Source organism: Allorhodopirellula solitaria (assembly GCF_007859855.1).
In the GTDB taxonomy this organism is placed as follows: domain Bacteria; phylum Planctomycetota; class Planctomycetia; order Pirellulales; family Pirellulaceae; genus Rhodopirellula; species Rhodopirellula solitaria.
In genome coordinates this window covers 241,192-254,505 of the sequence record NZ_SJPK01000004.1, presented here as the reverse complement: position 1 = coordinate 254,505, position 13,314 = coordinate 241,192, and the positions used below count along the sequence as shown (strand labels likewise).

At 60.4% G+C, this 13,314-nt stretch carries 8 protein-coding genes; 1 reads left to right on the top strand and 7 read right to left on the bottom strand.

The annotated features are described in order from the left end of the window. Positions 1-630: 630 nt before the first annotated feature. The 7 genes from CA85_RS09740 to CA85_RS09710 all read right to left on the bottom strand — a co-directional run bounded on the left by CA85_RS09740 (position 631) and on the right by CA85_RS09710 (position 11,156). Positions 631-3,141, bottom strand: coding sequence for a YidC/Oxa1 family insertase periplasmic-domain containing protein (locus tag CA85_RS09740; RefSeq protein WP_146391151.1), 2,511 nt, complete (start codon positions 3,139-3,141; stop codon positions 631-633). 38 nt (positions 3,142-3,179) lie between these two features. Beyond that, positions 3,180-3,536: a hypothetical protein gene (locus CA85_RS09735; protein ID WP_146391150.1), complete on the bottom strand. Its 357-nt coding sequence runs from the start codon at positions 3,534-3,536 to the stop codon at positions 3,180-3,182. Positions 3,537-3,571: 35 nt separating this feature from the next. Further along, positions 3,572-4,834 carry a molybdopterin molybdotransferase MoeA gene (locus CA85_RS09730; RefSeq protein WP_146391149.1) on the bottom strand — a complete coding sequence of 421 codons (1,263 nt, stop codon included), beginning with the start codon at positions 4,832-4,834 and terminating at the stop codon, positions 3,572-3,574. Beyond that, positions 4,831-5,421: a molybdenum cofactor guanylyltransferase gene (mobA, locus tag CA85_RS09725; RefSeq protein WP_146391148.1), complete on the bottom strand. Its 591-nt coding sequence runs from the start codon at positions 5,419-5,421 to the stop codon at positions 4,831-4,833. Before mobA ends, CA85_RS09730 begins: the two co-directional genes overlap by 4 nt. A gap of 433 nt (positions 5,422-5,854) precedes the next feature. Then, positions 5,855-8,944, bottom strand: a complete 3,090-nt coding sequence (locus tag CA85_RS09720) for a valine--tRNA ligase (protein ID WP_146391147.1) — start codon at positions 8,942-8,944, stop codon at positions 5,855-5,857. Between the two features lie 44 nt (positions 8,945-8,988). Further along, positions 8,989-10,611, bottom strand: a complete 1,623-nt coding sequence (gene cimA, locus CA85_RS09715) for a citramalate synthase (protein ID WP_146391146.1) — start codon at positions 10,609-10,611, stop codon at positions 8,989-8,991. Then, positions 10,608-11,156, bottom strand: a complete 549-nt coding sequence (locus CA85_RS09710) for a hypothetical protein (RefSeq protein ID WP_146391145.1) — start codon at positions 11,154-11,156, stop codon at positions 10,608-10,610. The genes cimA and CA85_RS09710 overlap by 4 nt, the downstream gene beginning before the upstream one ends. A 424-nt stretch (positions 11,157-11,580) precedes the next feature. Here CA85_RS09710 and CA85_RS09705 point away from each other — a divergent pair, with 424 nt between their 5' ends. Beyond that, positions 11,581-13,032 carry a trypsin-like peptidase domain-containing protein gene (locus CA85_RS09705; RefSeq protein WP_146391439.1) on the top strand — a complete coding sequence of 484 codons (1,452 nt, stop codon included), beginning with the start codon at positions 11,581-11,583 and terminating at the stop codon, positions 13,030-13,032. Positions 13,033-13,314 lie beyond the last annotated feature (282 nt).

Genomic DNA, 13,314 nt, shown 5'->3' with positions numbered 1-13,314 from the left:
GTGCATTGGCAGAACACACCGGGCTGAAACGCGGAACGTTCGTGAAGTAAGTAGGGCCGGTTCCTACCGGCCACGTGCGCCGGTTACCCGGTGACTTGGGTGGGCGTCGCACCGAGGTGCTTGAACGTTCTTCGGCGGGATCGCCCTGGCAGCGGATGGCCGGTGGGAACCGGCCCTACGTGTGTTGGCAGAACACACCGGGCTGAAACGCGGAACGTTCGTGAAGTAAGTAGGGCCGGTTCCTACCGGCCACGTGCGCCGGTTACCCGGTGACTTGGGCGAGCGTCGCACCGAGGTGCTTGAACGTTCTTCGGCGGGATCGCTCCGGCAGCGGATGGCCGGTGGGAACCGGCCCTACGTGCATTGGCAGAACACACCGGGCTGAAACGCGGAACGTTCGTGAAGTAAGTAGGGCCGGTTCCTACCGGCCACGTGCGTCGGTTACGCGGCGACTTGGGCGAGCGTCGCACCGAGCGAGCTGAACGTTCTTCGGCGGGATCGCCCTGGCAGTGGATGGCCGGTGGGAACCGGCCCTACGTGTGTTGGCAGAACACACCGGGCTGAAACGCGGAACATCGGCAAAGGCAACTTCGGATGGAGTGAAGAATCATCCGCAACCGCCGATTGGCCTCAGCGTTTCTTATTCGTTTTGGGGCGTTTGCGGTCACGCGGCAAGGGCGCGGCGGGTTCTTCGGGGTTCATTCGTTGCCGCAGCTTCTCCGCCCAGCTCGGTTCAGCAGACGCTCCGCCGGACGGTCCGCCCGCAGGCTTGGGACTGGCCAAGCGATTGCCCTGGGGACCACCATCGCCTCGATGATTGACTTTGCCTTCGAGTACGGCTTTATCGAAGTGCGGTGATGTCGGCAGCGTTTTCTTCACGAGAATTCGCTCTCCGATCCCCCAGAGACTGCTGGTGATGAAATAGATGCACAATCCGGCGGGCACGCGGAAGAAGAACAGGCCCATGATCAGTGTCATGTAGCTCATCATCTTTTGAGTCATCGCAGTTTGTTCGTCGGTGGCCGGCGGCATGAACATCTTTTGTTGGGCCAGGAAAAGCACCATCACGATCACGGGTAGGATGTTGAAGTAGGGCCCAAGCCAGCCCGTACCGCGACCTGACATGTAGTCCCACATCCAGTCACCCCAGTAGTACAGCATGTCGGGAGCGGCGAGGTTGGACGACCACGTGGTCCAGGAGGCAAAGGCGGCTTGTCGCAGCTCGATATCGACCGACAGCGAGCGATAGAGCCCCATGAAAATGGGCAGCTGTAGGAACATCGGCAAACAGCCTGAGAGTGGATTGAATCCCACGCGTTGCTGCAATTCACGCTGGGCTCTGACGCGGCCCTCCATGTCGTCTTTGTACTGCTCAGTGATTTTCTTCAATTCGGGAGCGAGCTCCTGCATCCGCTGCGCGTTGACGGCCGCCTTGCGCGACAGCGGGAACATGGCTCCCCGAACAATGATCGTCAGCAGGAAAATGGCCAAGGCATAGTTTCCGACACCCGAGAGGACGTGCAACAGATTGCCGAGGATCTTGGCTGGCCAAGAGAACCAGCCGTAGTAGATGCAGTCCTGCAGACCGTACTGCTCGAAGAGCTCCGGTTGTTTCGGGCCAGCGAAAAGACGCAGGCTTTGTTTCAAACTCGAACCCGCTGGCACGTCCGCCACCACGCTATCGAGATAGAAGGTCGTGTTGACCGCGCGCTCTTGATTATCGGGGATTTCCGCGGGGTCGGCTGCGAGGGTTCCCGTGGCGCGCCGGAAGGTGGTCAGATTTTCATCGCCTTCGGGAGGCAGGTAGGCGACGGTGAAGTACTGGGCATCGACGCCGATATAACTCATCTGACGCGTGGCCGCTTCGGAATTGGGCGAGAACAGTGTCTGGTCATCGGGGACGGCATCCTTTCGAGCTCGTTTGAGCAAGCCATAACCGGAGACAAGTTCGTGTCCTTCGGCAGTGGTTTTGTAGACGAGATCCCGGGCCGCCGAGCCACCCCAGTTCGGGCTGATCTTGTTACTGTACCACCAACCCTCGAGTGTCACGCCATTGACGCCTTCGAGTCGATAGGCGAGTTCCTGTGACGCGTCCGATCGGTTGTCGATTTGAACGTCCATGTCGAGCACGAAGCTGCCCGGTCGCAGCGTATAGGAACGCTGCAGACCGACCGCGTGACCGCCTGCTGCTTGCATTTCCTGTTCGCTGAATTGCAGTGCAAACGACACGGTTTGCACGTCGGAATCGGGCTGCCCAGCGTCGTCCGCGGGATCCGCGTCGCCGGTGATGTTCCAAATCAAAGCGCTCGGATCTGGAAGCGAGGCGAGAGTTCGTTTGCCGGGTTCAATCTCACGGCGACCGACCTTACTCACCGTCAGCAGCGAGGACAGGCGGGTGAGGTTGCCGCGGACTTGGTCCTCACCGGCGGTATCGGCCAAACGCACGAGGTCGAGTGGATGTTCGGTTAGTTTGGCTTGGAATTGGATCGTTCGATCGGTGGCGCGAATCACATCGAGCACCACCTCATCGCCTGGCTCGGTGCCGTTGAGCCAGTCACCGAGCATGTCTGCATTGCTGATTGCGTCACCATTGATGGCCACGATCCGGTCACCAACCTGCAGCCCGTTGGGGACACCTGCGGTGGTGGCCGTTGCCATCGCCGCCGGGGTACCAGGGCCGACGACGTTGACGGCGACACCGTCGATCGTCGCGATCGGGTCGGCGGCGAAGTAGCCGAGGTACCCGCTGCGAACATCGACACGGCGGTATTTCAGACGCCCATTCTCTTTGCGCTGGGTGAGCTCGATTCGCTCGATCCCGCCGCCGTGGCTATTGAGGGTGACGAGCATGACATGCCCGCTGGCAGGATCCATCGATCCGAGCGTCCGCCACTGTGCCGTTTCAGGACGCTCGATCGTCTCAACCTCTGCGTCGGGATTATCCGCATCCGCGGTGGGGGTGGACGCATCCGGAGCGGTTGGTTCGAGGTCGGCGACTCGTTCCTCTTCGGCGACCTCAGCGGTCGTGTCGTCCTGGGCAACGGGATCGACCGGAGGCGGGACGAATATCGTCCGCAGCGACATGTAGACGAGGAAAAAGGCGGTCGAGGCGAGTAGGAAGGATGAAAAGCGGCGATCCACGAAATTATTAGCCGATCGAGATAGGCGGGAGCAAGCGTTCAGCGACCCAGATCGGCCGCTGGCGAAACCGGCATTCTTGCCGCTACGGCGATTTTTGAAAAGCCAAACCACGCCAAGAACGCCAGAATGCCCCCAATCAGGCCGCCAATCGGCCCCAAATGAGCGCATTTTCTACGAACTTTTGCCCAATCTATTGACGAGTTGTCACCGTTGCCCCGTTTTTTAGACCTGAGAGAGGCCAGCGCTACTCCTATGACTGGTTTGATGCCGATGATGGTGTCGGCTCCGGTCCGTTCGAAAACGGGACCGAGCGGTGCCAGTTCGTCGCTTCGATCAGCGTCTTCTATTTCATTTGAGAGGCTATTGGCGAGCGGCAGAATCGAATTCACCGTCATGGACGAGGCGGGGAAGGTTTTGTCTGCCGCTCGACTTACCAAGCGAAGAAGGGCCAGGGACCGGGGTGGTTCGCTCCCGGCGGCATTTCGATAAACCCGTCGCTGGCGGCCAGCGACACCAGGTCGCCCGAGCCCTTGCCGATCACCAACTCAGCCTGACCGGACTGCGTCAAGCGGACCGCGCGGAGCCAGACGAGCGGGAGCGTCTTTGGGCCGACCTGGTCCAGCACAACGTGGGTGGGGTGGTACTGCCAACGCGATAGCCCGGCGAGCTTATCGATCAGAGGCAAGCCGAATCGCACGGCGCCCATCGTGGCGCTGACCGGATTGCCCGGCAGACCGATGATCGGTGTTGATTTGGAAGTGGCTCGATCGGTGTGAACGGCACCAAGAATCGGCTTGCCAGGTCGCAGAGGCAGCTTATGAAAGACGGTTTCTGCCCCGATCTGATCGACGACCTGCGGCACGTAGTCGTGATCGCCCATCGAGACGCCGCCGGTCAACAACACGATGTCGTGCGCGTCGATTGCCGCGGTAAGCGTTTGTTGTAGACGCTCGGGATCGTCATCGGCGTGCAGCAGCGTGGGCGCATCGACAAAGCGGCGGCTAGTCAGTAGGCCACCAATGGCAGGGGCGTTGCTGTTGCGGATCTTCCAGGCCGGCAAGGCTTGCCCCGGTGCAGTGACATCGCCACTGAGTTCGTCTCCCGTGGTGATGATGGCCACGCGCACCTGTCGATGCACCGAAGTCGATGCGACGCCGAAGCTCGCCATCGCAGCTATTTGAGGTGCCCCGATCACGACCCCTGCCGGCAAGGCTTCCGCACCGGCCGCCAAGTTCTCGCCCTGGCGGCGGATGTTGGCGCCCGCTGGGTTGCCCGATGCGGCGGCGCGCCAGCGAATGGTGCCGAGCGGATGCGCGGTTGAGGCTGCGTTTTCGATCGAATGCTCACGCTGGATCACTCGGTCACAACCTGCCGGAACGATACCACCGGTGAAGATGCGGATGACCCCAGTCGCCGAAAAGGCGGGTGGCGGCGATCCCGGGATGCTCTCCGCCGTGACAGTGACTTCCTCTTCCCGATCGAGCTCACTGGTACGGTCTCGGTCCGGCAACGCCACCGCGTAGCCGTCCATGGCGGAGACGTCTGCGGCAGGATGGTCACGATCCGAACGAATCGGTTCTGCCAGTACGCGACCAAGGTAATCGCGGCAGTCGGGCTCGATCTCGACGGCGGTGAGTGGACGGGCGAGCGCGGCGATGGCGTCGTCGAGCCGATCGAATGCATGTTCAGTCATGGGAGCAAATCGTGCGGAGAATTGACGTTGTGCAGTACAGCGGTTGGGAGTTCGACTGTGAGGCAGTCCACCCCCGAGAGGAATCGATACAGGCTGCGGTGCGTCGAGTGGGCGAGTGAGTTTAGCTCACCCTGTAGCGACACGGGGTAGATCGCCACGAGCGGTTGTAAACGCTTAGTAGCCGCCGCGTCGTCGGAAATCGCTGCGATGACTTGATCGTGCGAACGCTCCGCAGCGATGATCAACCGTTGTAGATGCTCGGAGGTGAGGGCGGGCAAGTCAACCGGAGTGATTAGCACCCCGGTGCAGCGAAGTGACTTCGCCAAGCCGACCGCTTGGCAGACGCCCTGGGCAGGCCCACGGTCGGCTGCGGCATCGACAATGGTGTGAACGCCATTTGGTAAAGGTGCCGCCGCTGGATCAGCGGCGAGCGAGCAAGCAACGTGATCACAGCAAGCGGAGAGTTGAGCAATCGCATGGTCGAGAAAACTGCCGCCCGAAGCGTGCGGCAAGTCAGCTTTGCATCGTCCCATCCGCGTTGAGCGTCCGCCCGCGAGCACGGTGCCGAGAAGAGGAGTGCGAGACATGGTTTTCAACAATGGATCCGAGCGATAATGGGCGCTACTGAATGACCACGCGACGCTTTACAACCGCGAATCAATAATCCGCGCTGAATGTAGTGGACGAGGCGACGAGTCCCGAAAGACAGAACTCGTCGCCTGCTGTTGATTACCCATTAAACCAGATCCCCTGTCAGCTTGTCTGACAGGAATCTCCGTTTTGTGATTAGATAAAGATGGAGCATTCACCCCGATCCCGTGCGGGCTTGCCCCGCATGAGAGCAAAGTTTGTCGGCTTGGTGTCCTGTCAGACAAGCTGACAGGGGAACGCGTGTTGATGCCGCGGTTTTCTAATTTCAAAACGTCGCTTCCCGTGTGACAAGCACACGGGGGAGCAAAATTGTGGGTAACTGGCAGCTCGTCGCCTCATCCACTGCGCGTTCTGTTGTTTCGCTGGTGCTTAGCGTTTCTTGGCCTTCAAACGGCTGATGTCGTTCTGGACACTGGCGTATTGTTCGCGGAGGCCGGTCAGCGATTCTCGCTCTTTGGCGACAATCGGTGCTGGGGCGCGGCTGACGAAACTCTCATTGTTGAGCTTGTTCTCCTTGCCGGAAATTTGCCCCGTGATCTGGCTGAGTAGTTTCTCCAAGCGGCCGAGTTCCGCGTCGACATCGATGAACTTTTCCAAGTCCACATGCACATCGACATCCACTTCGGGCAAGCCCAGGTGTGCGTCGGTTTCAAACGGTTTGGCATCGCTGCCGATGGCGACGATGTCGGCCGATGCCAGGCTCGCGAAGTACGCTTTCATCGGTTCGAGCAATTCACGCGATGACTCATCGCAGCGGATCGCCACCGGCACGGTTTCACTCGGCTTGATGTTCTGCGACGCTCGGATTTGACGGATCGCTCCAATGATCTTTTGGAACTCACTGAATTGGCGTTCGATCTTCACGTCGTGATGATCGGCATGGGCGGTAGGCCACTCGCTCGTCATCACGAATGCCCCAGCGTTGACAGGCTCGGGGACCCCGCGGCGCGGCGCCAATCCACCGAGGTAGCTCCACACCGATTCCGTGACGAACGGCATGATCGGGTGCAGGAGCCGCAGGAGTTGGTCGAGACCGTGAGCGATCACGTTCTGCGTCATCGCTTTCTGCTCGGGATCGCTCAGTCGTGGTTTGGCGATCTCGACGTAGAAGCTGCAGAATTCATCCCAGGCAAAATCGTACAGAATCCGAGCGACTTCGCTGTATTGATAGCGATCGATGCCCTCGCTCACCTGCTCCGTCACACTGGAAAGTCGACTGAGCAGCCAGCGGTCTTCGATCGGCAGGGATGCGACATCGATGCTCTGCGGCTGGAAGCCTTCGAGGTTCATCAGTGTGAAACGGGAAGCGTTCCACAATTTGTTGACAAAATTTCTTGCTGTTTCAAATCGCTCACTGACGACGGCTCCCTTGGGCAGGGCCTTGTCCTCTTCCGTTTCCGCCCACTGGGTGGAGAACGGCTTGCCGCAGGCAGGGCAATCGAGCCGCGGTAGTTTCTGCGTCTTGCGAGTCTGGTCGATCAGTTTTTCACAGGACGGGCACTCGAACTGCACGGGCATGCGAACGTCTTGGGTATCCCCCGCGATCCTGGCCAACCCGAACCGCAACGCGTCCGGCCCAAATTTGTCGGTGACATCATTGGGGTCGATCCCGTTGCCCGCGGTCTTGGACATCGTCTTCCCAAAACTGTCGAGGATTTTGGGGTGAATGAAGACTTCGCTGAAGGGGACTTCGCCGAGATTGTTCAGCCCCATCAACACCATCCGCGCCACCCACAGAGTGATGATGTCGCGTGAAGTAATCAGGGTGGATGTCGGATAGAACTTGGCCAGTTCGGCCGTCTCGGCAGGCCAACCCAGCGTACTGTGCGGCCACAGTGCGGAGGAGAACCAGGTATCGAGTACATCGGGGTCCTGGGCCAAACCGAGCGACTGCACATCGGCCTCGACGGTCTCGTCTTCGTCGCGCACACAGACGAATACTGCCACGGTGTCGTCGCTGTCGGCATCGATCCGGTGTGAGATTTGACCGGGATGTTGTTGCGCTACCTTCTCGAGCTGATCACTGAGTTCGTTCGCCTCCGACTGAGACAGCCCACCGGTCGACCAGATTGGGATCCGGTGCCCCCACCACAATTGGCGGCTGACCGGCCAGTCGCGTTTCTCGCTGAGCCAGTCGAGGTAGCCACGGCGATAGCGTTCGGGAAAAATCTGCACACGTTCGTCCGCTACCGCATCCATGGCCGTTTGAGCGAGTTCGTTCATGGCGACGAACCATTGATCGGCCAGGTAGGGTTCAATCGGTGTTTTGCTGCGGTCGCTGATCGGCAGCTCGATCTCGCGATCTTCGACGTCACCGAGCAATCCCAGTGCATCGAGATCGGCCACGACCGCCTTCCGGGCCGCAGGGATGGTCAACCCTTCGTACTTGCCCCCCTCGGCATTGATCGTGCCATCGGGTTGGAGCACGTTGAGCATGGGCAACTGACAACGCAGGCCGACTTCGTAGTCATTGGGATCGTGAGCGGGGGTGATCTTCACGCAGCCCGTGCCGAGTTCGGGTTTGGCCCATTCGTCAGCGACGATGGGGATCTCGCGGTCGAGCAGCGGCAAGCGGAGTTTTCGCCCGTCGGCCGCCATGTCACGAAGCAGCAGGAGCTGCGGCAACATCTCGTCGCGGCGTTTCTCCAGTGCAGTGATCTGTTGCTCAACAGCGGGTTTTTCCTTCTCGCTCGCTTCGGCGAGTTTTTCTTGAAGTCCCGCTGCGACTTGATCGAATGCCGACGCCGGGTCGGGATGGACAGCCACGGCCGTGTCACCGAGCATCGTTTCGGGGCGTGTCGTGGCGATTTCAAGCGATTCCGGCTCACCGGATTGTGGATCGATCACCGGATATCGCAGGTGATAGAAATGGCCTTTCTTGGTCTCGTTGAAGACCTCGTCGTCGGAGACCGCCGTCTGCAGGAAGGTATCCCAGTTGACGAGCCGTTTGCCACGGTAGATCCGCTGTTTCTGAAAGAGGTCAAAGAACGTCGCCCGCACAGCGGCGGCGCAGACCGGATCGAGCGTGAATCGCAGCCGCTCCCAATCGCAGCTGCATCCCATCCGCTTGAGCTGGTTGAGGATCCGGGTTTCGTATTGGTCCTTCCACTGCCAGATTCGATCGACCAAGGCTTCGCGCCCGAGGTCGTGGCGAGTTTGGTTCTCGTTTTCCTTGAGCCGACGTTCGACGACCGCTTGGGTTGCAATCCCGGCATGATCGGTACCGGGCATCCACAGCGTCTCATACCCTTGCATCCGTTTACGGCGGACGACGATGTCTTGGAGGGTATTGTTGAGTCCGTGGCCGAGGTGCAGCGCACCGGTCACGTTGGGCGGCGGGATCACGATGGAAAACGGTGGTTTGTCGCTGCTCGCGTCGGCGTGGGAGCACCCCGCCGCCTCCCACTGCTGCAGGATCCCAGCGGCGGCATCAGCGTGATCGAATCGAATCGGAATCATAGGTCAAAGGAAGGGTTCAGAGGGATGGGTTCTTGGATTGTCATCTATTCTTGGTGCAGTTTGTATTCGACGCTATCGACGAGCGCCTGCCAGCTCGCTTCAATGATATTGTCGCTGACGCCGATGGTGCCCCACGTTTCTTTTCCATCGGTACTTTCGATGTTCACTCGAATCGATGCCGCAGTCCCGGCTGCGGAATCAACCACGCGGACTTTGTAATCGATCAGGCTGATCTCGCTGAGTTGTGGGTAGGCACCGGTGAGAGCTTTGCGAAGTCCCGCGTCGAGCGCGTTGACGGGGCCGTGCCCTTCGGCGGCGTCGAACCACAGCGTGTCGCCCACTTTCAGTTTGATGATGGCTTCGGCGAAGGAACCATCGTGAGTGACGTCTCGGTTACCGGCGACGACGCGATACTTGATGGTTTCAAAATGGGGCTCAAACTTGCCGCTGACGCGTTTGATGAGCAGATCGAAGGAAGCGGTTGCCGATTCAAACTGGAATCCTTGATTCTCAAGCCGCACGACCTCGGCCAAGATCTGGTTCATCAGTTCCTTGTCGTCACCAAGGTTGTGCTTGCCCGCGATCGCTTCGATGTTGCTACGGCCGGATAGTTCGCTGACGAGAATCCGACGTTCGTTGCCGACGAGCACGGGGTCGATGTGTTCGTAGGTCTTGGCCGCTTTATTGATGGCGTGAACATGCATGCCGCCCTTATGAGCAAAGGCGCTTTGACCGACGAAAGGTTGCCCACCCCGCCACTGCAGGTTTGCCGTCTCGTAGACAAACCGGCTCAGTTCGGTGAGCGAGGTCAGTGGCCGGTCGCCGAGCACCTCATAGTTCTTCTTTTTGAGACCGAGGTTGGCGATCACCGCGATCAGGTCAACGTTCCCGCAGCGTTCTCCGATGCCGTTGATCGTGCCCTGCACCTGCAAGGCGCCGGCGTCGACGGCCGCCAGCGAATTGGCGACGGCGAGTTCGCAGTCGTTGTGGCAATGAATTCCGAACTCGACGTTGAAATCAGCGAGCCCTTCACGAGCGGCGGCTGAGATCGCCGTGATCTCTTCGGGCAGGGTGCCCCCGTTGGTATCGCACATCACCAACCACTGCGCCCCGGCGGCAGCGGCCGCACGCAGGGTCTCGATCGCATACGCCGGGTTGGCTTTGTATCCGTCAAAGAAGTGTTCGGCGTCGTAGAGCACTTGCCGGTGCCGGGCCAAGTATTCGACGCTCTCGCCGATCATCGCGAGGTTTTCATCGAGGGTTGCGCCGAGCACTTCGGTGGCGTGATAGTCCCACGTTTTGCCGACCATCGTGCAGCAGGGGGTCTCGGCGGCAACGAGTGCCTGCATGCCGGGGTCGTCTTCGGCTTTCATACGCCGCCGCCGCGTCATGCCGAAGGCGCAGAGCTGGGTATTGCCCAGATCGAGGTTTCGCGCCTGCTGGAAAAACGCCACGTCCTTTTCGTTGGACAGGGGGTACCCGCCCTCGACAAAATCGATGCCGATCTCAGCCAAACGCTCGGCAATGTTCAGTTTGTCCTGCAGGGAAAAGCTCACACCTTCGCCTTGGGAACCGTCCCGCAGCGTCGTGTCATAGATGGCAATCGGCGTACGAGAGGCGTCCGAGGAAGTAGGCGCCGGCACGTTGGGAGAGGCAGAGGAGGTCATTTCGTAGGATCGTCGATCGTGGGAGTGGGCGTTCGGGAGGTCTCGTTCAACATTGCGGGCGTCTGATACGGGTTTTCGCTGTCACTCGGTGCAGGAGTGACGGGATCGACGATCGCTGGGTTCACCGCCAAGGGGCTGCTGGGCTGCGCCGCGGCTTGCCGCCGTGCCTTCTCGACACGCACTTTCTCAGCTTTTCGGCGGCGCCGCCAACGCTCGGCAATGATCACGAAAAGACAACAGACAGCCGTCATCCCTGCGACCAGTTCCAGTGACAGCTCGTTGACCTCGCCGCCCGTTAGCCAGGGCACTGCGAGTACGATCGTACGCACCAAACCGATTGCCATGCCCACACCCGCCAGGATCATGGCAGCGAACACGGCGTCTCCCCGCCGGTGGGGATTCAACGACACCACCCCGCAAAATAGCAGTGGGATACCGAACATCATCGGTACAAACTGCGTGTAGCTCTTTTGGGTGGTCACGCTAAGGCCGACGATGGTCAACCCAAATAGCACCAGCCCGAAAACGATTCCGATTCTCGCCATCACGTTGAACTGGGGTACTCAGAACGATTGCTAATTGCGGGGCATTGTGCGAAGTGAGTCCGCCCATGCTCCCGGTGAGGAATCGCATGTTGTAACCGCTCAGAGGCGTTTCCTGTAGGGCAGAGTCTGTGGGGCGGGCCAGCGTCCGGGCAATCCGGTCGACGCAACCGGCATTGTTTGCCTCCGCGTCCCATTGCCCCCAGGCTGGCCACCGCGTGGGGCGTGGTAAACCTTGCGGGGTGGATGATGCGTGATCAAGCGATCTGAGCCGTTTGTCCGATGCTAACCCTTGTGCCGGTCACTCCGGCTAGTACACGGCTTCGGGTGGTTACGGTCGGCTCGGTTTGGACGCGGGGATTGCATGAATTTCTATCGACTCAATACCCTTTCCCGCCGGGCTGTCTCGGCCGCTGGCGTTTTTCGCATGGGATCGCCAACGCGTTCCCCGCGGGCCGCCGCTACGGTCGGTTTGGCGGCCATCGGCATCGCCCTGGGGGCCGCTCTCAGTACCGGATCGGTCGCGGCAGCGGATGTGCGGTCGGCCTCGGCCCGGTACCAAGACACCGTCGCGAGCAGCTCGGCTGCGAGCAGCCGTCGCTCCAATCGTGAAACGCCGACGGTGGCCGCGATCCGCCGGGCCTCGCCCTCGGTAGTGAATCTGCACGGTCATAAAACCGTCCGCCAAGCGGTTTCGTCGATCGGGGGAGCGGCACCGGATGTCGCCCGCCAAGTCAACGGGATGGGCACGGGGGTCGTGATCGATCCCCGCGGATACGTTGTCACGAACTATCACGTCGTCGAAGACGTTTTCGAAATCAACGTGACCCTGCAGGACGGATCGACGACGACGGCGGACCTCGTTGTCTCGGATCCCGCCAGCGACTTGGCGCTCGTGAAACTGCGCGGATCGGGGCCGTTTCCAACGATCCCGCGGGGGCATAGCAACGACCTGATGGTTGGCGAGCCAGTCATCGCGATCGGCAATGCGTTCGGCTATGTGCATACGAGTACCGTGGGAATTGTCAGCGCTTTGCACCGTGATATCCCGGTCAATGAGACCCAGAGTTATCGCGACTTGATTCAAACCAGTGCCGGGATCAACCCGGGCAACTCGGGCGGACCGCTGTTGAACATTGATGGCGAAATGATCGGCTTGAATGTGGCGGTGCGGGTGGGTGCCCAGCAGATAGCGTTTGCCATTCCCATCGATCAAGTCCTCGATACGGTCACCGAGATGGTCAGCCGTCACAACGACCGCCGCTTCGTCATCGGCATGAACGGGACGAGCGAACAGGATGGTGGATTACGGATCGTGGGGCTGAGCAAGGGCGGCTCGGCTCAGCTCGGTGGTCTCCAAACAGGCGACCGGATCATGAAGATCAATGAAGACAATATCGACACCGAGCTGCAGTACGCCCTCGCAGTCCTGGACGCCGAACCGGGCCAGAAACTTCGGATGGAGTTCCAGCGAGATGAGGAAACGTACGAGACCTTCGTCGCCACGTTGCCGGCAACAGCGGCCTCCGCGGATCCCATCGCCAGCTTAGCGTGGCAGGTCATCGGCGTCGCGGTGCGACCCGCCGGGGATGCATTCACCCGGCGGATGAATAGCCAGTTGAAGACCAGTTACCGTGGTGGTCTGTTGATCACCGACGTGCGGCCGGGTTCGGCTGCCGACCAACAGAGTCTCCGTAGCGGAGACGTGCTGTTGGGCATCCACTCATGGCAAACGTCCAGTCTCGGGGATCTCGCCGAGATCTTGCAGCACCCTGAGATCCGCCAAGGCCCCAACGCGAAATTCTACATCGTTCGCCGAGACCAGACGCTCTTTGGACATATGCAGTTGGCCGCCCAACCAACGACGACGCGCCGCTAGCTATCTGGCCGCCTGCGTTCTTCTTCCATCGGTGATGGCCCCCTCCTGGGACGGATGTTCTGACTCACACGCACACCCGCATGTGCATCGAGAGCCAGAGCATTCGTCGACCCAGCCGGGACGGGTCCATCGCCGTTTTTTCATCCGTTCGGATTGATCGTGTCCACTGCCGACACGACTCACGGGGGCTCTCTCGCGCCACCCGACCCACCGGTGGCTCGCGCCATCGTCAAAGGGCTACCGTCCCTTTGGGACTCACTCACGCCCCCCCCAAGTCCCGAT